The sequence below is a fragment of the Alienimonas chondri genome, assembly GCF_013036045.1.
GTDB classification, from domain to species: Bacteria; Planctomycetota; Planctomycetia; order Planctomycetales; family Planctomycetaceae; genus Alienimonas; species Alienimonas chondri.
Genome location: NZ_WTPX01000021.1, coordinates 1 through 20,875, shown reverse-complemented (window position 1 = coordinate 20,875; position 20,875 = coordinate 1). Strand labels below are relative to the sequence as shown.

At 67.5% G+C, this 20,875-nt stretch carries 16 protein-coding genes; 9 read left to right on the top strand and 7 right to left on the bottom strand.

The features are described 5' to 3' along the window. Positions 1-85 precede the first annotated feature (85 nt). Positions 86-1,570 carry a Gfo/Idh/MocA family protein gene (locus LzC2_RS05155; RefSeq protein ID WP_171184465.1) on the top strand — a complete coding sequence of 495 codons (1,485 nt, stop codon included), beginning with the start codon at positions 86-88 and terminating at the stop codon, positions 1,568-1,570. 90 nt (positions 1,571-1,660) lie between these two features. Here the strand turns inward: LzC2_RS05155 and LzC2_RS05150 are convergent, their stop codons facing one another. Together LzC2_RS05150 and LzC2_RS05145 are read right to left on the bottom strand one after the other, a co-directional pair. Continuing rightward, on the bottom strand, positions 1,661-2,950 hold the full coding sequence (locus LzC2_RS05150) for a putative sugar nucleotidyl transferase (protein WP_171184464.1): 1,290 nt from the start codon (positions 2,948-2,950) through the stop codon (positions 1,661-1,663). A gap of 109 nt (positions 2,951-3,059) precedes the next feature. Next, complete coding sequence (locus LzC2_RS05145) at positions 3,060-4,772, bottom strand: hypothetical protein (RefSeq protein WP_171184462.1); 1,713 nt, start codon at positions 4,770-4,772, stop codon at positions 3,060-3,062. Positions 4,773-5,008: 236 nt separating this feature from the next. On the opposite strand from LzC2_RS05145, the gene LzC2_RS05140 reads away from it, so the two are divergent. After that, a complete protein-coding gene (locus tag LzC2_RS05140) occupies positions 5,009-6,385 on the top strand; it encodes a Gfo/Idh/MocA family protein (protein ID WP_171184460.1) in 1,377 nt (458 codons plus the stop codon). A 127-nt stretch (positions 6,386-6,512) separates the two neighbouring features. Next, on the top strand, positions 6,513-7,136 hold the full coding sequence (locus LzC2_RS05135) for an FMN-dependent NADH-azoreductase (protein WP_171184458.1): 624 nt from the start codon (positions 6,513-6,515) through the stop codon (positions 7,134-7,136). 13 nt (positions 7,137-7,149) lie between these two features. Here the strand turns inward: LzC2_RS05135 and LzC2_RS05130 are convergent, their stop codons facing one another. From LzC2_RS05130 to LzC2_RS05115, 4 genes are all read right to left on the bottom strand, one after another. Next, positions 7,150-7,812, bottom strand: a complete 663-nt coding sequence (locus LzC2_RS05130; RefSeq protein ID WP_171184456.1) for a cysteine hydrolase family protein — start codon at positions 7,810-7,812, stop codon at positions 7,150-7,152. A 194-nt stretch (positions 7,813-8,006) separates the two neighbouring features. Next, complete coding sequence (csrA, locus tag LzC2_RS05125) at positions 8,007-8,195, bottom strand: carbon storage regulator CsrA (protein ID WP_171184454.1); 189 nt, start codon at positions 8,193-8,195, stop codon at positions 8,007-8,009. 154 nt (positions 8,196-8,349) lie between these two features. Further along, positions 8,350-9,372, bottom strand: coding sequence for an MOSC domain-containing protein (locus tag LzC2_RS05120; RefSeq protein WP_171184453.1), 1,023 nt, complete (start codon positions 9,370-9,372; stop codon positions 8,350-8,352). Continuing rightward, a complete protein-coding gene (locus LzC2_RS05115; protein WP_171184450.1) occupies positions 9,372-9,794 on the bottom strand; it encodes a hypothetical protein in 423 nt (140 codons plus the stop codon). The genes LzC2_RS05120 and LzC2_RS05115 overlap by 1 nt, the downstream gene beginning before the upstream one ends. Positions 9,795-10,332: 538 nt before the next feature. Here LzC2_RS05115 and LzC2_RS05110 point away from each other — a divergent pair. The 4 genes from LzC2_RS05110 (at position 10,333) to pstB (ending at position 17,096) form a co-directional block, all read left to right on the top strand. Then, the gene (locus tag LzC2_RS05110) at positions 10,333-11,433 is read left to right on the top strand and encodes a PstS family phosphate ABC transporter substrate-binding protein (RefSeq protein WP_171184448.1); all 1,101 of its coding nucleotides are present in this window, start codon (positions 10,333-10,335) and stop codon (positions 11,431-11,433) included. Positions 11,434-11,453: 20 nt separating this feature from the next. Then, a complete protein-coding gene (locus LzC2_RS21755; protein WP_206678563.1) occupies positions 11,454-14,216 on the top strand; it encodes an ABC transporter permease subunit in 2,763 nt (920 codons plus the stop codon). Positions 14,217-14,282: 66 nt separating this feature from the next. Next, on the top strand, positions 14,283-16,115 hold the full coding sequence (gene pstA, locus LzC2_RS05100; protein ID WP_206678562.1) for a phosphate ABC transporter permease PstA: 1,833 nt from the start codon (positions 14,283-14,285) through the stop codon (positions 16,113-16,115). A gap of 51 nt (positions 16,116-16,166) precedes the next feature. Next, entirely contained in the window at positions 16,167-17,096 is a 930-nt protein-coding gene (pstB, locus tag LzC2_RS05095; RefSeq protein ID WP_171184446.1) for a phosphate ABC transporter ATP-binding protein PstB, read from the top strand. A 236-nt stretch (positions 17,097-17,332) separates the two neighbouring features. Here the strand turns inward: pstB and LzC2_RS05090 are convergent, their stop codons facing one another. Further along, positions 17,333-17,758: a hypothetical protein gene (locus tag LzC2_RS05090; RefSeq protein WP_171184444.1), complete on the bottom strand. Its 426-nt coding sequence runs from the start codon at positions 17,756-17,758 to the stop codon at positions 17,333-17,335. Between the two features lie 330 nt (positions 17,759-18,088). On the opposite strand from LzC2_RS05090, the gene LzC2_RS05085 reads away from it, so the two are divergent. Then, positions 18,089-19,606, top strand: coding sequence for a hypothetical protein (locus tag LzC2_RS05085; protein ID WP_171184442.1), 1,518 nt, complete (start codon positions 18,089-18,091; stop codon positions 19,604-19,606). A gap of 440 nt (positions 19,607-20,046) precedes the next feature. Further along, positions 20,047-20,649, top strand: a complete 603-nt coding sequence (locus tag LzC2_RS05080; protein ID WP_171184441.1) for a hypothetical protein — start codon at positions 20,047-20,049, stop codon at positions 20,647-20,649. The last annotated feature ends 226 nt before the right edge of the window (positions 20,650-20,875 follow it).

Sequence of the window (20,875 nt, the reverse complement as noted above, 5' to 3'; positions counted from 1 at the left end):
CCCATCGGCAGAAGTTTGCGGGACCGTGCAGCGACCATTACGCTGAGGGAAACATCCCTTTCAGTCATCAATCAGGCGCATTGCGATGTCCGGTTTAAAGAGACGGTCCTTCATTCAGTCGGCCGGCGCCGCGGGCGCCGCGGCCGCGCTGTACGGTCCGCAGGTCGCTTCGGCCAAGTCGCGGCACGCCGCGGCGAACGATGAGATCGGCTTCGGCCTGATCGGCGCCGGCGGCCGGGGCAATCAGGTCATCGGCGGATTTCACAAGCTGGACGGCGTGAACGTCGTTGCCGTCGCCGATCCGGATATTCGGCGAGCCAAGAAGACGGCGGAGAGCGTCGACGCCGAGAACGTCTACACCGACCTGCGCAAGCTGTTGGAAGACCCCGCGGTCGACGCCGTCGTCATCGCGACCTGCAACCACTGGCACTGCCTCGCCGCCGTGTGGGCCATGCAGGCGGGCAAAGACGTCTACGTCGAAAAGCCGCTCTCCCATTCGCAGTGGGAAGGTCGGCAGGTGGTGAAGGCCGCCCGGAAGTACGACCGCGTCTGCCAGTTGGGCACCCAGCAGCGGAGCGATCCGATGCAGGCCCAGATCAAGGACTATCTCCACAACGAGAAAGCCCTCGGCGAGATCGAATACGTGCAGGCCAACCGGTTCGGCCGGCGGGCCGAGATCGGCAAACGGGATACGCCGCTGGAGATCGACAAGGAGGTCGACTACGACCTCTGGCTCGGTCCCGCCCAGGAGGAGCCGATCTACCGCAACTCGCTGCACTACGATTGGCACTGGGACTGGAACACCGGCAGCGGCGAGATGGGCAACTGGGGCGTCCACGTGCTGGACGACGTGCGGAACGTCGTCTTCCAGGATTCCGTGACGCTCCCGACCCGCGTGCTGGCGACCGGCGGTCGCGTCTGGTGGGACGACGCCGGCGACACGCCGAACGTGCACTACACCTACTTCGACACCGGCAAGATCCCCACGATCATCGCCCTGAGCAATCTGCCGGCCTCCCCGGACAGCGGCAAGGGCCAATGGGCCTCGAAGGCCGGTCGAATCGTCGGCGGTCCGAGCACCGGCTATGCGGTGAAGTGCGAGGGCGGCGTCTATCTCGGCGGCCGCGGCTTCGGTCAGGCGTACGACAGCGACGGCAAGAAGCTTCGCAGCTTCAAGGGCGGCGACATGACCAAGCTGCACTTCCAGAACTTCCTCGACGCGGTTCGCTCGCGAAAGAACGAAACCCTCAACGCCGAAATCGAAGTCGGCCACCATTCGACCGGCTGGTGCAATCTGGCCAACGTCGGTTACCGCGTCGGCCGCGAGATGTCCTCCCAGGCCGGGGCCGCCTCGGACGTCGGCTTCGACACCTGGCCCCTCGTGCTGGACGAGATGAAGACGCAACTCGCCCGGTTCGGCGTCGCCCCGTCCGACGCCGTGATCGCCTCCAGCCCGATGCTCGCCCACGATCCGGAGACCGAGCAGTTCACCGGCCAGCACGCCGACGTGGCGAACCGCTTCCTCAAGCGGGAATACCGCAAGGGCTACGTCGTGCCGGAGATCGGCTGACGAGAGCGTCTTGCCCGGTTCGCCGTCGCCGTGAGGCGGCGTGCGTTCTTCGGGCGGCGCGCCGCTTGGCGTCAGCGGCGAGTCGGGCGGTCAGCCGCCCGACTCGATCCGCACCTGCGAGGCATGTTCCGAGGCCAGCGCCCGGGTGCGGACGTCGAGGAACGCCGCTTCTTCCGCGGCGCTCATCGTCAGGTTCCGGCGGGCCATCACGGTCTTGGCGATCGCCAGGCCGCGGTCGGCGTCGTAGCGGTCCCACTTCACGTCCGCTCCGCCGGTAGCGTCGATCCAGGCGAAGGACGGGGTGAACTTCGGCGCCGCCGGTCCGACGACGCTGCTGCAACAGCCCATCACGGCGCCGGTCGGGAAGCTGACGTTGATGCCGACCTTGGAGTGATCGCCGATCGTCGGGCCGACGAACATCCGTCCGCTGTCGACCTCGCGGCCGCCCAGCGGCACGCGAATCTGGCCGTAGGTGTTCTTCAGATCGCTGGCGACCACGTCCGCGGCAACGTTCACGAAGCTGCCGACCACGGCATGCCCCAGAAAGCCGTCGTGCTGTTTGTTGCTGTAGGGGTGGAAGATCGACGCTTCCAGCTCTCCCCCGATTTTGCAGACGTGCCCCACGGTGCAGCCCTCGTGCACGACGGCGCCGGGTTGCAGCAGCGTGCGATCGCCGAGGTAGCACGGCCCCTCGATGAAGCTGTGCGGCTGGATCGTGCAGTTCTTCCCGATCCAGACCGGCCCCTCGGTCGCGTCGATCACGACGCAGGGCTGCACTTTCGTACCGGCCCCGATGTGAATGTCCTCGCCCAGCAGGTGCGAGCCGGCGTGCACGTGGCCGAGGATCTCACGGCCGGGAGCGCGTTCCTCCCAGTCGGCCCGCAGGAGGGCGTCGTTGTGGGCGACGAGATCCCACGGGTAGGCGATCAGCGTAACGTCCTCCGACACGTCCACCCGCGGCAGCCCCGCCAGTAGGGCCTCGCTGCGGACCTCGTTGAGCAACGCCTCCGGCGTGAGCGCCTCCGCAAGATCCTCGTCGACCGCCACGCAGGCGATCGCCGAACCGACCGTCCCGACCCACGGCGCCGGGCGATCCCTGTTCGGCAGGCGTCGCCACCACCCGCGGGCGCTGAGCAGAAGAGAACCCGCCGCGAGCGATTCGTTGACCGGCCGCTCGGTTCGTTCGCGGGTCAGCTCGGCGAGATGCGGGCGAACCCACAGCCCGCACTCGCCGTTCAGTCCGGCGGCGACGACGCGGCGTTCGGTCCGCTCCCGTAGCGTCTGCGAGCCGCACAACAGCTCGCCGACGCTTCTTAAATAGACCAGCGGCAGCAGCCGAAGCCACCGCGGATCTTCAAACAGGGTGACGGGGCCGGGCATGTCCTCACCATAGCAGCCCGTTTACCGAAAGGAGTCGACGAGAAAACGCCCCGCCCCCCAAGCGGGGGACGGGGCGTTCGTCGACTGATTCAACCGACGGGGGAGCGATTCAGAACCGCTCGGCGCCGCCCTGCAACGCCTCGCCGAAGTCCACGATGTTGCGGACCTGTTCGGCGGGGATGAGCCCCTCGGCAACCACCGTGTCACCTTCGACGGTGACGACGAGCGCGGCGTAGCTGCTGTCGATCTGCACCGCACGAATCATCTCCGGGGAGAAGAGCGGCGGAAACAGCTCTTTCTCCACGGCGACGGCCAGCCCGGTTTGAATGGCCGAGGCCAGGTCGATCGCGGCGAACAGGTTGCCCTGCTTGGGCAGCACGGCGCCGACGGCGTCCAACGCCTCGTTGGAGTGGGCGCTCTTGCCGGTGGCGTGCTCGACGGCTTCCTGGGCGAAGTCGTCGCCGCCGCCGTTGATCTGGATGAGCGCGTCCTCCGTGTAGCCGATCATCTGCTCGTTGCCGGCTTCGCCGTACAGCGTGCGGAACGCCTTGACGGCGGCGGTCGCCTGCTCGGTCTGCTCCGTGGCTTCCAGATCGGTGATGAACTTCTGGAGCGTGATCCCGCCGACCTCCATCGTGCCGGCGTCTTCGATGGTGGTCCGCAGACCCATCTGCTCCATCCCGTCCGCGGCTTTGAGGTATTTCTCGATCGCCGTTTTGGCGGCGGAGACGTCCTTCACCGTGGTGACCTGCACGCCGGAGAACATCGTGTCCCCGCCCAGTTGGAACCCGCCGGCGGTGGCGGTCAGGCCGGATTCGATCAGCGCGGACAGAACGTCGCGCTGCGGCGCCTGCTCCTCGCCGGGAGCGAGTCCCTTCACTAACTCCAGCAGCGGGGCGAAGTCGCCTTCCATCGCCATATAACCGTCCATCCCCTCGGGCAGCTTGCCGAGGGACGCGAACGGCTTCGGAGCCTGCGTCGCCAAGGCCGCGGCGACGTCCGAACCCGGCTCGAAGGCGGACACTTTCTTGAACGACAACGCATCTTCGGTCGCTTTGAAGCCGACGACCGTCATCCCCGACTGCTCCAGCAGGTCGCTGAACGCATCGATCGCCTTGGCCTGACTGTCCGCGGCGTCCGGACCGGCGGCGGCGTTCTGTGCCGCCTGCTCCTTCGCCGCTTCCAGTCCCTCCTTCAACTGGTCCCCGTACACCTCCAGCAGGCGGGGCACGTTGATCGCGATCGCGATGTCGTGATCGGCGGCGATCTCCTTGGCGGAACCGGGCAGCATCGACGCGAACCGGCCGCCTTCGCCGAAGGATTCGAGGATCTCTTCGCCGGCGTCGGTGTAGGCGGCGTAGGTGCCGATCGTCTTCAGGGACATGCCCGGCCCGATGCCGGTTTCCATCGCCTGCACGTTCGCGGCGGGCATCAAAAAGACCGTCGCGGGCGGCTCGTCCGGGCGGGGAATCGCCACGATGTACCACGGTTCCTTCAGGTTCACGCCGGTCAGCGTCACGTTCTGAACGCTCATGCCGAGCACGCCGCGACCGGCGGCCATTTGTGCGGCGTACTGCGGGGCGGCGTTGCGCACGAAGGCGGTCAGGTGCGTCAGCGCGGAGTCCGGATCGGCGATCCGCACCACGATCCCGGCGTCGGCGGGGATCAGCTTGGCGGCGTCCGCGATGAACGGATCCGCCGCATCCCCGGCGGTTTTCACGTCATCTTGAGCGTACGCCGCGCCGTCCGGCGACGGCGCCAGACACAGCCCGGCGGCGAGCAGGCTTGCGAACGAGATTCGAAGCAGCGGAGGGCGAGACATGCGGAACCTTGAGTGAGGGGATTCGGGACACAGGATGCGGCGCGAGGGTGGACCGACAGACGGACAACGACGCCAGTCCGCCGCCGGTTCAATATCCTATCCAGAAGAATCGCTTTCCCGACCGGGAGAACCCCCACTGTCGCCCTCCTCGCCGACGATCGCATCGACGCCGACGCTCCATGTAAGCTGACGCCGATGCGTCTTCTGCCTGACGAGTGCCTGACGAAAGCTCCCCGATGCCCGCTGCTCCGAACCGCCGTTCCTTTCTTGGCGCCGCCGCGGCGACCGCCGTCGCCGGGCCGCTGGTGTGTCGTCAGTTCGCGTTCGGGCGGCCCAGCGCCGCGGACAAGATCAACGTGGCGGTAATCGGTCTGGGGAATCAGGGGTTCCTCGACACGAAAACGTTTCTGGCCAACCCCGCCTGCCGGGTGGTCGGGGTGTGCGACGTGAACCGCGGGTCCGGCGGCTACCGGGACGAGTCGCAGTTTTGCGGCCGCGAACCGGGCAAGAAGCTGGTCGACGACTTCTACGGCGAGAGCGGCGACGGCTGCTTCATGGAAAGCGACTGGCGGAAGGTCGTCGGCCGGGACGGCGTGGACGCGGTCGTGATCGTCGTTCCGGACCATCACCACGAGCGGTTGGCCATCGCGGCGCTGGAGGCCGGCCAGGACGTTTACTGCGAAAAACCGCTGAGCTGGTCCGTCGCGGAGGGGCGACGGATGGCGGACGCCGCCGCGCGCACCGGCCGCGTGGCGCAAACGGGCAGCCATCACCGCAGCGACGCCAACGCCGTGCGGCTTGTCGACTTCGTCCGGGCCGGCGGGGTGGGCGACATCAAGCGGATCACCACCTTCATCGCCCCCAACAACAAGGTCGGCCCCGGGCCCGGTTGGCAGCCGCAGCCGGTCCCGGAGGGCTTCGATTACGCCGCATGGCTCGGCCCGGCGCCGAAGACGCCGTATCACCCGGATCGTTGTTTCTACCGCTTCCGCTTCATCACGGACTACAGCGGCGGACAGATCACGAACTTCGGCGCCCACAGCAACGACCTGGCCGGCTGGTGCATGCCGGAGGCCCGCCCCGCGGCGGTAACGGCCCTCGCCGCGACCTGGCCGGCGCCCGGATCGCTGTTCAGCACCGCGGAGGTCAGCAAGTACCGGTTGGACTTCACCAACGGCGTGCCGGTCACCTGCCAGACGGACGAACGGTCGTTCGGCTTGCGGGTCGAAGGCACGAAAGGCTGGGTCGAACACACCAGCCGGAAGCACTCCGCCTCCTCGCCCGCCCTCGAACGAGAACTGACGGACTTCGTCCCCGCGATCGGCGCCTCCGTTGCGCATCCGTCGCTGACGGACCCGAAGGGCAGCTCACGACTGAACAACCATGTCGCGGACTTCCTCCGCTGCGTGAAGACGCGGGAGACCCCGGTCGCGCCGCTCTCGCAGGGGCACTACACCGCGAAGCTGTGCCACCTCGGTTCGCTGACGCTCGGCTTGAAGGACGGGTACGGCGAAACGTTCGCCTGGGACGACGCGGCGGAACGCTTCACCGACGGCCCGAACGCCGAGCTGCTGGACGAAGCGAACCGGCGGCTCGACCCCCGCGGCGCCTGAGCCTCCAACGGTCGGCATGTCCAGCCCAAGCGATTTCGGAGCGACCGTTTGGGGGGCCGGTGGAGATGTGCGTGGCAACGGATATCGTTCCCGCCCGGTCCACCCGCTCCGCTCGAACGCCCCGATCATGGCTCGTTTGCTCTACGTCGAAGCCTCTCCCCGCAAGGCTCGGTCGCACTCCATCGCCGTCGCCCGGGCGTTTCTCGACGCCTACCGCGCCGCCAACCCGGCGGATACGGTCGAGGAACTGGACGTGTTTACGGAGACGCTCCCGGCCTTCGACGGCGACACGATCGCCGCGAAGTACGCCGTGATGGGCGGCGAGGATTTCACGCCGGAGCAGAAGTCCGCGTGGGAGGCCGTGACCGCGGCGGGCGAGAAGTTCAAATCGTTCGATAAGTACGTGTTCAGCGTGCCGATGTGGAACTTCGGCGTTCCGTACGCCCTCAAGCACTACATCGACGTCATCACCCAGCCGGGGCTGCTGTTCTCCGTCGACGACGCGGGGAACTATTCCGGCCTGTGCGAAGGCCCGACCATGGTGATCAGCGCCCGGGGCGGCGAATACAACCCGTCCATGCCGGGGGGATATGACTATCAGGCGCCGTATATGAACCTCTGGTGCGGCTTCGTCGGGCTGACGGCGGACTCGCTGCTCGTTCAGCCCACGGCTGCGAAGGGACCGGAGGCCGCCGCTGAGGCCCGCACAGCGGCGATCGAAGACGCGAAGGCGAAGGCGGCTTCGTTCTGAGAGCGAACCGACCTCACGAGCAGGCTTCGCGGCGATCGTGCTTCAGAGACTCGAAGTCCACTTCCGCGGCGGCCGGCACGTCGGCTTTGCAGACCAACCGCATCTGCTCGAGCGCCGCGGCGTTCAACTCCGGCCGGTTCGAGGCGACGGCGTCCCTCGGGACGATCACGCGATAGTTCCTCAGCAACGCATCGTGAGCCGTCATCTGCACGCAGATGTTGCCGGCCAAGCCGCACAGGACCAGCGTGTCGGCCCCGAGGTCGCCGAGGAGTTCCTCCAACACGGTGCGGTAGAAGCCGCTGTGCCGCGGTTTGAGGACGAAGTAATCGTCGTCGTCCGGAGCGATCGTTTCCGTCAACCTTTTGCCGCGGCTCCCGTCTCGCGTGGCGTGGGCGAGCGTGGCGGAGAAGTCGCTCCTCCAGCGGCCGAAGTTGTCATTGACGTAGACTATCGGCACGCCCGCGGCCCGAGCCTGTCGCTTCAACGCCGCGGCGTTCTTCGCAGCGGCCTCCGCGTGGGGACGAAGCTCCTCCCCGTCCGGAAAATCAAGGTCGTTGACGAAGTCGATCAACAGCAGAGCGACGCGACAGCGTTCCCCCGCATGCGAGTCTTCGGAAAGCGGCTCGTCCGAAGACGGTTCGTCCGAGGATGGTCCGGTCGGGGGAGGGGCGTTCATGGGCGAGGGCAGTGCGGGATCGGGGGCCGCAGCCTACGGACCTCGCGTCACTTGCCGGTCGGGGACTGCCCGCGTCCGGGCGCCGGTCCAACCCAGGTTCGTCGGTAACACGGCCGCAATCGCGAGCGCGCACACGAAAACGCCCCGATCGGCGATCGGGGCGTTCACGGATCGGCGAAGATCGAATCTCCGGCTCAGACTTCCGCGGGGGCGACGTCGCGTTCGCGGCGGATGGCGATGAACACTTCTTCGCGATGCACGGAGACGTCCTTTGGGGCATCGATGCCCAGGCGGACCTTGTCGCCGCGAATCTCAATCACCATCAATGTCACGTCGTCGCCGATCATGATTTTCTCGTCCTTCTTGCGGCTCAGTACCAGCATCGGGGCCTCCTTTCGCGGGGCGGGTGGTTTGAATCGTTCTTCGCCGTTCAAAGTATACGTTGCTTGACAACCCGGGTGACGGGCGTTCTTGCAGATTGTACGGCAGAGCAATCTACCCGCGCCCCCGGGGCGAGGCGGAACGCGTTGCCCCAAGTCAACGTCGTCGACGGCGACCGGACGCGGAACTGCCGGTTTTGCCGCTCGACCGGGCGGATCGCTCCTGTTGCGAAGAGTCGGCGGCCGGTTCGTCCGGCGGCTCCGCCGGACGCGGTCCGATGATCCGCACCGCGTCCCCGACGCGCACGACCCCGCCGTTCCCCCCGCCGCGGCTCCGCCCCAGCGGCCGGGTGTTGACGGCCAAGCGGTAGAAATGGTCGAAGGCCGACTTCGGGGCGAACGGCGGCAGCTCCCGCTTGCGGAGGTTCGCAAACTCCTTCTGGAACCCCGCCATGGCCGCTCCGGTGCGGCTGTCTCGCGAGGGCACGACGCATCGCTCACAGGCGCCGGTCCCCACGAAGCGGCCCTCGCCGGCCCAAAACTCGATCTCTTCGTCCGGGCCGGGCACCAGCAGGTCTTCGGCGAACGGTTCCGCAGTGCCGGTCCCCTGGGCCGTCAGTTCGAGGTTCGCCCGGAACCGACGGCGGACCTCCTGCTGCGGGAGGTCGAACCACTCCGAGATCGCGGCGATGGTCGCCGCGGTCACGATCGTCGGGCCGGGGGAGAGAGCGTCGTCCGGGAATCCGGTCCGCAGATCCTCCCGCAACCGTACCGGGCGGGCGAGAAGCCGCGATAGGAACGCTTCCAGTTCCTCCCGTTCGTCGTGCAGCGAAAACGTTTGGCAACCCGGGCCGGGACCGCCGCCCTCCGAGTCGTGAGTCGCGGCCGCGCGGGGGCCGACGGCGACGCATTCGCCGCTGAGGTCGAACTCCGCGGCGACCCGGTGGACCCGCGGTTCGATCTTCCCGTTCACCACCGCCCCGTCGGGAGAGAACAGGGCGAATCGGCGGTCCCACGCCAGCGAGCCGCTCGGGAGGACGGCGGCGGCATCGACATCGACGCCGTCTAGACTCTTGATCGGGAACACGGTGATGCGGCCGACTCGCAGCTCCGGGCCGGGGACTTCCGCGGCGGCTTCCGCGGCGTCGTCGGCGGGGGATCCGGGGGCGGCGTCGGTCATCAGTCGTCAGCCGGTTCGTCTTGGGGGGCGGGGGCGGCGTCGGGGGCTTCGTTCGTGCCCGCCGCTTCTTGGCCCGGTTCCGCGTCGCCGTCGGGTTCCGCAACGAGCCCGCCGTATCGTGTGAAGACCGCGTCGATCTGGGGAATCAGCGCCATGAGCAGCAGATCGTCCCCGGTTCGCAGGCGTCGGTCAGACCCGATCTTGCCGGCCCGGTTCGCCAGCACCGCGGCGGCCACCACATGTTCCACGTCGACCGGACGACCGGTTCGCTCTTCGAGCGCCTCCGCGAGGTCCAACAGAGTCTCGGTCAGTCCCTCGTCGACGCGGACCTCGCCGCTCGGCGAGATCGCGATGCCCTCCGCAATGGGGATCGGGCCATCGCTCCCGGGATCGTCGTCGGCCGGTGAGGGAGGAGCGCTCATGCTCCAAACGATACGGGCGAACGCGGCGCTCGCCTACCGTGACAGGCTTCGCCGGATTCCGGCGAACGACCCACGGGGGAAGAAGGGGGGACGCGCCCCCGGGCACACCCGGACACGAAACTTAGGGCTGCTCCGGTTAAGGCCTGACCCGGTTCACGACGTGCCCGCCGCACCCGGGGGAGCTCCCGGCTCCCGCTGCGGCGACGCCTTCGATTCGAGATCGAACAGCGTCGCCCGGCGGGGTGATGCGAATGGAGGGGCATTGTGACCCTTCCCGCCGTACGGTCAAGCCGGTCGGCACGGCGGGCGAGCCGGGACGGAGCCGGGACGGAGCCGGGACGGAGCCGGGACGGAGCTGGGACGGAGCAGGGAATGCCGCGTCGGCGGGACGGAGGGATGCCCCCGGCGACGCCGGTCGAACCGGATGCGACGGGCGGCGGGGGCGTCTTCATACGATCTTCACCGGCAGGCGTGCCCGCGTTTCGGCCGCCCGGGTAGGGTTTGAGGCGTTCCCTCCCGCACCCCGCGCCCGCCTCCGATGTCGCGTCCGCCGCTCCGAGTTCTGTTCGCCCTGTCGCTTGCCGGTTTGACGGCATTCGGCTGCTCCTCCAACGATGATGCGCTCAGCGGCGCCGGCGGCGACGTCGCCGGGTCCGTCACCGAAGCGCCGGTGGCCCGTCCCGCGGACGGCGGCGACGGCGAGGTCGTCTCGGCCGACGCCGTGCCCGTCGATGCCGATCTCCCCGTGTACGAGCGCGGCGAAGTCGTCACCGGGACGATCACCTCCAAGGGGTCCGATACGATGCGGGCCGTGATGGACTACTGGACCGAAGGCTTCGAGGAGTTTCACCCGGCGGTCGATACGGAGCTGGAATCCAAGGGCAGCAGCAGCGCTCCGACCGCGCTGATCGAAGGCACCGCGCTGATCGGCGTGATGAGCCGCCCGATGAAGGACAGTGAGATCCAGGCGTTCGAGGCCAAGTACGGCTATAAACCGACTGAACTGAAAACCAGCCGCGACCTGCTGGCCGTGTTCGTGAACAAGGACAATCCGGTCGAACATCTCACCCTGCCGCAGGTGGACGCGATCTTCAGCGCCAACCGGAACCTCGGTATGGAAGAGCCGATCACTCGGTGGGGGCAGGCCGGCGTCGACGGGCCGCTCGCCGAGCAGTCGATCAGCCTGTACGGCCGGAACAGCGCCTCGGGCACCTACGGTTACTTCAAGGAAGTCGCCTTGGGCGACGGCGACTACAGCAACGCCGTCAAGGAGCAGTCCGGCACCAGCGGGTCCGTGCAGGCGGTCGCCGACGACGCGGCCGGCATCGCTTACAGCGGAGTCGGCGGCACGATCGCCGGCGTGCGGGCGCTCCCCCTGGCCGCCGATGAGGGCGGCGAGTACTTCGAGCCGTCCGTCGAGAACGCCGACACGGGCGACTATCCCCTCGCTCGTTTCCTGCTGATCTACGTCAACAAAGCGCCGGATCAGGATCTCGATCCGCTGCCCCGCGAGTTCTTGAAGTACGTCTTCAGCAAGCAGGGACAGCAGAAGGTGGTCCAGGCGGGGTACTTCCCGATCTCCGCGGAGGAGGCCGCCGATCAACTCGAGGTCGCCGGCATCTCCGCGGACGCGAACTGAACGGCCCTTCGTCGATATTTATGACTGACCCCAATCCAGCCGCTGGCGCCTCGTTCACGGGGCGCCGGCGGGATCGCAAGACGAAGCCGTCCGTCAAATGGGCGGATCGGCTGGCGTCCGCGCTGATTTCTGTGGGCGGGGTCGGCACGATCCTGGCGATTTTCGGCGTGGGATTGGTGTTGGTCTGGCAGGTCGTGCCGCTGTTCACTCCGGGCGATCTGGAGACCCCCACGACGTTCACGGGGGGCGAGACGCCGCGGATCGACGCGGCGAACGCCCCCGTGATCGAGCCGAACAAAATCGAGCCGAACGAAGCCGGGGACCCGGCGGCGCCCGGCGACGTGGCGCCGGCGCGGTTCGCGGTGGACGAGTTCGCCGTCTCCGCGGCGGTCGTCGATCCGAGCGGCGCTGTGCGGGCGATCGACGCTCGAACCGGCCAGGCGCTGGGCGAGAAGCGGCTTTCCGAAGTCGAGCCGACGTCGATCGTCGCCGCTCCAGACGGGGTGATGGTGGTCGTCGGCTTTGAGGACGGGGTCGTCCGGCTCGGCGAGGTGCGGTTCGATTCAGCGTTCCGGTCCGCCGAGTCGCTGCCCGCGGCCGCCCAAGACATGGCAGAAGGCGACACGGTTCCCGTGCCGGCGTCCGGCGAGTTCGAAGTCGGAGCGGTCGCAGAGGCCACCCGCGGCGGGCGATTCCGGGTGCAAACGGTCGTGGCGGAGCTGGGCGAAGAAACGTTTTCGCTCGGCGACGGACCGGTGCGGACGTTGGGCGTGTTCGAGTCCCGCAGCGGCCCGGCGGTCGCGGGGTGGGTGGAGGGCGAGGGGCTGAAGTTCCTGCCCTTCCGTCGATCCGGTTCGACGCTGACCCCCCGCGACGTGGCGGATCTGACGATCCCCGCGGGAACCGAACTGCCCGCGGGCCCGCCGACGTTCGTGCGGGTCGCGGCGCGGGCCTCCGAGGTGATCGCCGCCTGGCCGAACGGGCGTGCGGTACGGTTTAACACCCGTAACGCGAGAAATCCGAAGTTCGCCGAGGCGTTGCAGCTGGTCGAGGACGGCCGGACGTTGACGGCGCTGGAATGGGTAACCGGCCGGGGCACGCTGCTGGCGGGCGACGATGCCGGGGCACTGACCGGTTGGTTCGCCTCCCGCGGGAACGCCGACGGCGGCGCTCGTTCTCTCACCCTCGCCAAGCGGTACCCGCAGGGCGCCGCGGCGGTCACCGCGATCGGTCCTCACCCGGTCGATCGCCTCGCGGCCGTGGCCTACGGGGACGGGACCGCCCGCGTCGTTCAGACGACGGTCGAAAGCGTCGTCGGCGAAACGACGCTCGCCGGCGAGACGACGCCCGCCGGCGCCGCGACCGCCGTGACGCTCACGCCGCGGACGGATCGCTCGTTTCTTTATGCGTTGATCGAACACGAACTCGCCTTGAACAAAGGCGGGCAGAAGACCGCGTTGAGTCGGGCGCCCTTCGACGCCGGCGCGGCGGACGCCACGCTGGCGAGCCTGTTCCTGCCCGTCTGGTACGAGGGCGGCCCGGGGCCGGAAGCGAAGTGGCAGAGCACCGGCGCCGGCGTCGGGTTCGAGCCGAAATACGGGATGTGGCCGCTGATCTTCGGCACGCTCAAAGCCACTTTCTACAGCATGCTGTTCGCCGCCCCGCTGGGGATTCTCGCGGCAATCTATACCGGCGAATATCTCTCCAAGCAGGTTCGGGCGAAGGTGAAGCCGGCGGTTGAGGTGATGGCCGGACTGCCCAGCGTGGTGCTGGGCTTCCTGGCCGCCGTGGCGTTCGCCCCGTTCGTGGAGAGCTTTCTGGTCGCCGTGCTGTGCGGGATCGTGACGGTTCCCGTCGCGGTGCTGCTGGGCGCCTATCTGTGGCAGGCGCTGCCGCAGACCTTCACGCTCCGGCACAAGCGCTGGCGGTTGATCGCCTGCGCGATCTGCCTGCCGATCGGCGTGCTGGCCGCGAACGCGGTCGCCCCGGCGGTGGAGGAAGCGTTGTTCGCCGGAAACGTGAAGGCTTGGCTGAACGGCCGCATCGGCACGCCGGTCGGGGCATGGATGTTCCTCACCCTGCCGATCGCCGCGGGTGCGGCGCTGCTGGGATCCGCCTATGTGGCGACGCCGCGGATCGTCCGCGGGGCGCGGGGTTGGAAGCGAAACCACTTCGCCCTGTTGCGGGTGGCGACGTTTCTGCTCGGCGTGATGTTCGTACTGGGGTTGGCGTGGGCGTCGGCGAAGGGGCTGACGGAGCTGGGAGCCGCGATCGCCGGTTCGGCCTGGGATCCGCGGGGGGAGATCGTCGACACCTATCAGCAGCGCAACGCCGTGGTCGTGGGCTTCGCGATGGCGTTCACGATCATCCCCATCGTGTACACGCTGGCGGACGACGCCCTCAGCAGCGTGCCGGACAGCCTCCGCAGCGCCAGCCTCGGCGCCGGGGCGACCACATGGCAGACGACTGTGCGGGTCGTGGTGCCGGCCGCGATGAGCGGGCTGTTCAGCGCCTTGATGGTGGGACTCGGCCGGGCGGTGGGCGAGACGATGATCGTGCTGATGGCCGCCGGCGGGACGGCGATCACGGAGGTGAACCCCTTCAACGGCTTCCGCACGCTGGCGGTGAACATCGCCACGGAGATCCCGGAGGCCGCCCCCGGCACGACCCACTACCGCACATTGTTCCTCGCCGCGCTGCTGCTGTTCGGGATCACCTTCGCCGTGAACACCGCCGCGGAGGTCGTGCGGTTGCGGTTCCGCAAGCGCGTTTCCCAGATATGACCCCTCGCCCCGACGGCGCGCCGCCTGTCGGCGACGGCGAAGCGGGGCGCCCGATAGAGAGAACGATTGACTGACTCCCCGACCTCCGCCGCTCTTCCCGCCCGCCGCGTGCGGGGCGGGCCGGCGCGCAGCGTGGTCGCGGGGGGAGAACCGGCGGTTTGGCTCTCCGGCGCCGCGTTGGCGATCTGTCTGGCGATGATCGGCGGACTGCTGGCGCTGATCCTGTGGAACGGCATCGGCACGTTCTGGCCGGGCGAATTGGTGCGGGTCACGCTGCGGGACGGCTCCGCCGTGCTCGGCGAAGAGTACGGCACGGAGACCTACGAACTGCGGCGGGCCTCCGTCCCGTTGTTGCCCGCCGAGGCCCGGCCGGTCGCTCTCGCCGCCTTCCCGGAGGGCGAGGACGCCATCGAAGCCGTTCGCGTACTGCTCCGCACCGACAATCGCCGCGAGAGCGGCTCCACGTTCACCTACGTCGACGCGTTCGAGGTTCAACCCGGCTCGAAGACGACGCCGTCGTGGGCGGTGGTACTGGAACGTTCCGATCAGGGGCGGTTCCTCGGCGAACCGGTCCGTCTGGTGACGCCGGAGCAAACCTACGAGGGGCCGGAGGCGGCTTGGGAGGCGTTTCAGAAGCTCCGCCCCGCCGCCCTCGAACGCAACGAGCGGCGGGAGGAACTGGAGGAGGAAAGCGGCGCCGGCGGCGTGCTGATCCGCGAAGCCGAACTGCGGGTGCGGTCGGCGGAGATGCGTACGGGCGTCGACGGCCGCGACTTGGCCCGCGCCTTGAGCGAATCCGCCCTCAGCGCCTCGGAGCGAACGCGGCTCGAAGCGGAACTCGCCGAGAAGCCGGCGGACCTGCGGGAAGCGATTGAAGAGTACGTTCTGCTCGAACGGAGAAACGACATTCAGGACGCACCGCGGTTGGCGGCGATGAGCGAGCTGTCCGCGGAGAACGCCGCGGAGTATCTCGTCATGCGAACCGCCTCCGGGCAGGAGGTGGAGGTCGAGACCGCCGAGGTCGTCCGCGGTTATCGGGCGAACGCGTTGTCCTGGTGGGGCCGGCTGGGCGTGTATCTGTCGCGGTGGTGGGAGTTCCTCAGCGAAGAGCCCCGACAGGCCGGCACGGCGGGCGGAGTGTGGCCGGCGATCTGGGGCACGGTCACGATGACGCTGGTGATGACCGTCTTCGTCGTGCCGTTCGGCGTGCTCGCGGCGTTGTATCTGCGGGAATACGCCAAGCAGGGGGTGATCGTCAGCGCCGTGCGGGTCGCGGTGAACAACCTTGCCGGCGTGCCGAGCATCGTGTTCGGCGTCTTCGGGCTGGGGTTCTTCTGCTACCTGATCGGCGGCGGCGTCGACCAACTGTTCTACGCCGAACGCCTGCCGGACCCGACGTTCGGCAAAGGCGGGCTGCTGTGGGCGAGTCTCACCCTCGCCCTGCTGACGCTGCCGGTGGTGATCGTGGCGACGGAGGAAGCGCTCTCCGCGGTGCCGAACAGCATGCGGGAAGGCAGCTACGCCTGCGGAGCGAGCAAATGGCAGACGATCCGCCGGATCGTGCTGCCCCGGGCGTTGCCGGGGATTCTGACCGGAATGATCCTCGCGGTGGCCCGCGGGGCGGGGGAGGTCGCCCCGTTGATGTTGGTCGGCGCCGTGAACACCGCCCCGGCGCTGCCGGTCGACCTCGAAGCCCCGTTCGTGCACCCCTCACGCAGCTTCATGCACCTGGGCTTTCATATCTACGACCTCGGCTTCCAGGCGCCGGACGGAGACGCCGCCCGGCCGATGGTCTACACGACGATGCTGCTGTTGATTGCGCTGGTCGCCACGTTGAACCTCGCCGCCATGTGGCTGCGGGCGCGATTGCGACGCCGATTCACCTCCGCATCGTTTTAGAATCTCCTGTCTCTTTCAGAGGGCGGACGCCCCTCGCTTACCAAAGAATTCATGGTCGCCCACCCGCTCGCCCCGCCGAACGCCCGTGCCGCCCGCTCGACCGGGGGCGGCCGTGATGAAGTCATTCTGGCCGGCGCTCCGCCCAGGGAACCGCCCTCGGACCGACTCGCCGCGATCTCCCGCGGGGAGGTCATCCCCGCGGAAGTGCACCCGGAACTGGCGACCGAAGAGCATGTGCTTCGGGTGCAGAACCTCAAACTGTGGTACGGCGAGAAGCAGGCGCTGTTCGACGTGAACCTCGACGTGCCGAAGGGGCAGGTCACGGCCATGATCGGCCCGTCCGGTTGCGGCAAGAGCACGCTGTTACGGTGCGTGAATCGCATGAACGATTTATTAGACATCGTTCGGATCGAGGGCGATATGACCCTCAACGGCGACAGCATCTACGCCCGCGACGTGGACGTGATCGAGCTTCGCAAGCGGATGGGGATGGTCTTTCAGAAGCCCAACCCGTTCCCGATGAGCATCTACGAAAACGTCGTCTATCCCCTCCGCATCGACGGCGAACGGGATCGCCGGGTGCTGGACGAGGTCTGCGAGCGCTCCCTCCGCGGCGCCGCGTTGTGGGACGAGGTGAAGGACCGCCTGCAGGAATCGGCCCTCGGCATGTCCGGCGGTCAGCAGCAGCGGCTGTGCATCGCCCGCGCCATCGCCGCGGAGCCGGAAGTTCTGTTGTTGGACGAGCCATGCAGCGCCCTCGACCCGATCGCCACCGGGAAGGTCGAAGACCTGATTCAGCGGCTCAAGGGCGAGTACAGCGTGTTGATCGTCACCCACAACATGCAGCAGGCGAGCCGCATCAGCGAGTACACGGCGTTCATGTATCTCGGCCGTCTGATGGAGTACGGCCCGACCGAGGCGATCTTCACCAACCCCAAGCTGGACGAAACGAACAGCTACGTCACCGGCCGCTTCGGCTGATCGGCGGAGCGCGGGCGACTAGGATCGACCCTCGCCCGCCGTCCCGCCGATCGTTCGTCCGCCCGTGTACCTCGTCGTCTCCGCCAAGCAATTGGCGTCACACACTGGCGTTCGTCGCGACGGGTAAGACGAGCACCGTTTGGGGCGAACTGCGGACGGAGTGAACGGCCAACCGCCGACGGCGCTGCCGGCCGGGGGCAACCTCACGCCCCGCGGGGGGGCGGCAGGGACCGGGGTTACTCTTCCTCGTCGGTCGCGACGCTGGCGACCTCTTCCACGATGCGAACCGGCTTGCCGCCGATCATGTGCCGATCGAACGCGAACAGGTTGAACCGTTTTGCGTGTTCCAAAACGTCCTCAAGGGTGAGATCGGTCGCGAAACTGAAGGCGGGGATTTCCTCTTCGCCGTCGGCGTAGGCTCTCACCGTGACGGGCAGCACCCCGGCAATGCTCGCATCGACGCAGACGACGCGGACCTGCCACCGCGGCGGGGCGCCGCCGGCCGTTCCGCCGCGATAGAGGCTGAACCCGATCGGCGTGTAACCGCCCGGCAGATTGCATTTCGGCCGGAGCTTGTCGAGAAGTCTCCGGTCGAATCCGTCGATGGCGACGGTGCCTTTGAAGTCGCCGGATTGGGCGGACGCGATGGCGGGAGTCGACATAGATATTCGCGGTGTGCCGGCGGAATAACGAGACTGCAAACGCTAATCGGCTCCCGCGATCAGCACAAGCGTTCACATCGCCCGGATGTTCACCTCTCCCGGACGTCCGATAGCGTGCACGAGGCGCTGCGGACGAAACCGCCGCAGAAACTTTATCGACCGCTATAAGGCATTCATAAAGCGAACCTGCGATTGGAGCTTGCGGGGAATATAAACGGGGGCATGATGGTCGACGGCGGAGTTGCTACCGCCGGCTCTTTCGGCCCCCGACCGTCGCGGTTTTATTCCCGCCGCGACGGTCGGGCGGTCGTTTTCAATGGGAATACTTCAATGACGACCGAATATCCTCACGGATGCCTGCGGCTTTACGCCGGCACGCTCGTATTTATACCCGGCCCGTGGCCCAACTTGCGGGGAATCGCTCCGCCGGCGGTCCGCGACGCGGCCCGACGACTCCGCGAGCAAAACCCGAACGCCCTACGTTTCCACTGGAACGACGAGGCGGGGGCGTGGGACGAGGCGATGTCGATCCCGGTGCGGGGCTACCCGCTTGCCGACGAATTCGTGGAACGGTTCGACGCGGACGTGCTGCCGCTCCTCACGGCGCTGCCGGACACTCCCCGGACCCGCGACGCCGCCCGCGCCGCGGCCCGGCTGTGCTGGGCGACGCTGATGCTCGCCCACGCGGCCGGCGTCGTCGTCAGCGACTCCCGGACGAACGGGACGCCCGGCGCCAAGCGCGTGAAGGCTTGGGACGCCCTCGTGGCCGCCGGATTGGCGGAGATCTGCAAAGGGAGCGAACGGAGTCGCCTCGTCACCCGCTACGCACCTTCGGCCGCTCTCCGCACCTTGCTAGACGATACCGATATGACCCTTCGCCGCATCGTCTCGCCCAAGCCGACGCCCCCCGCATCCGGGGACCGCCGCACGCTCGCCCGGAGGGGCCGGCCGGCGCCGTTTGCGGAATTCGCCCCGGTGATCCTGCGTGACAAGGACAGAAACCCCGTGACGTGGGGAAGGCAGACGGCCGCGACGCTCAAACGTGTGCGGGCCGACGAAGAACAGGTGCTCCGGTTAAACGAGGCCGCCGCGGATCACGCGCTCGGCTACACGCGCACCGACGAAACCGGGCGGGCGACGCGGCGGCAATTGCTCGTCAACGTGCAAGCGATCTTTAACGAAACCTTCGACCGCGGCGGCCGGCTTTATTCCCTCACGCCGGACGGGCACACGAATATCAAACAGGATTGGCGGAAGACGATCACGATCGACGGCGAAGAGACCGTCGAACTCGACTACGCCTCGTTTCACATCCGCATCCTTTATCACCGGGCCGGGATCGATCGACGGGCGCGAGACCTGTACCGCACCCGCCGCATCCTGCCCGAACTGTGCGGCGCCCCGGACGCCCCGGCGTTCGCGGACCTGCGTAGGGCCGTGAAGGTCTGGACCAATATCGCCCTGAACGCTCGCACCGAACGCTCGGCCGTGGGCGCGATCGGGAACGACGACGGAGTCGGCTTCAACCTCGTCGGGAACGCGAAGGAAGGGCCGACGGTCGGCGACGCTTGCCGCCTCTACGGGATGACCGCGGCTGACATGCTACACCGCATCCGATCGGCGCACCGGGATATTGCGGATCACTTCGGAAGCGGCGTCGGACTGGAATTGCAATGTGCCGACGGCGCCCTGATTCGCGATATTCTGACGGCGTTTCTGGACCGCGGATCGTACGCATTGTCGGTGCACGATTCGATTATCACGAAGGTCGGCGACGCCGATTTGGCGCGTTCTCTCATGGTCGGAAAGTACCGGGAACGGTTCGATTTCGACCCCGTTCTGGGGTAGCGGATTTTTCAGCCGCAAAGCCTTCTGGCACAACGGCTTACGGCCAACTCTTCCGGGTGTATGGGGGAGCGGCCGGTGTTGGGGTGCTCTCGCTGCGCAAATAGAGCAGAAAAACAAACTGTCGCGATCAGAGAGATATTCGACCGAACTGAATAACCCGTCCCGACTCAAACCTTATTCCGATTCGACGCTGCCGCCGGCCCCAAGGCCGGCGGCGCAAAAGACAAAACCGAATCAGTCCGATATGCAATAGCAGCGACGGCCCGGCCCCCCAAGGGCCGGGGCCGGAGCGCGTGACGTGCAAAAGCACAATAACCTTCCCGCTTGCACCGAATAACCGTGAACCGATCTGGCCCGTCTTGCGTTATTCTCCCCGGGCGGCGCTCCGCCCCGCGGTCGATCCGTCCGCGCTCCGCCCGTCCGACCTACCCGCAAAACCGATGACCGCCGCACCGACCGCCGCACCGAAGCCTAGCAAATGGGCGATCGTGAAAGAGTGGACGCCCCACGCGCTTTCCGCCTTCGCGCTGACCGTCTCAATTTGGGCTGCCTACTACGCCAAATCCAGCAGTCCCTATTACTACGCACAGCCAGAGCAATTGTCCTATCACTTCGTGAAAAAGAATAAACTCACGACCGATAGCCGCCCTGAATCCGGCACGTTGGCCGTCTTTATCAACAACTCCGCCGACACCCCGGCCCGGGAGGTGTCCGTCGTCTTCAATCCCATCAGCGAAGCCCCCGAAATCGCGTGCAGCGTCGAAAAGACTGTCGCCGACGGCATTGACGGCCGCAAGATCGTGCGGCTAAGCCGCATCCCGGCGGGCGGGCAGGTAGAGATAAAGGTAATCGACAGGGTCTCCGAATATCCTTTCAGCTTTCGCATTTTCGGAGACGGGGGCACCCGCTATTGCGCGTCGGTGGAGAGCGTGGAAACGGAGTTCGGGGAAGTCGGTATTGACGAAGAGCGTTGTCGAACAATTTTCGACCCTCTGCCCGACGAGGGCGATGGCCGCCGCAAGGGAGAGCTTAAATGGCGATAAGCGCTTCACGCATCGACGTCCCCCAATAAGGCGGCCGATGATATTCCGTCCGCCGTTATTCGCGGGGGTTCCTCATTGGGCACTAGAGAGACACGCCCTCCCCGGCAGGGTACCCGTTTGGTTCTTTAGTATTCGCGGCGACGCTGGCGGTCGGCGTCCATCGCCCACGAGGTTCGGCCGATCCGCCACGCTCACGAGGCGACGCCGACCGGGCCGGATGTGTCCA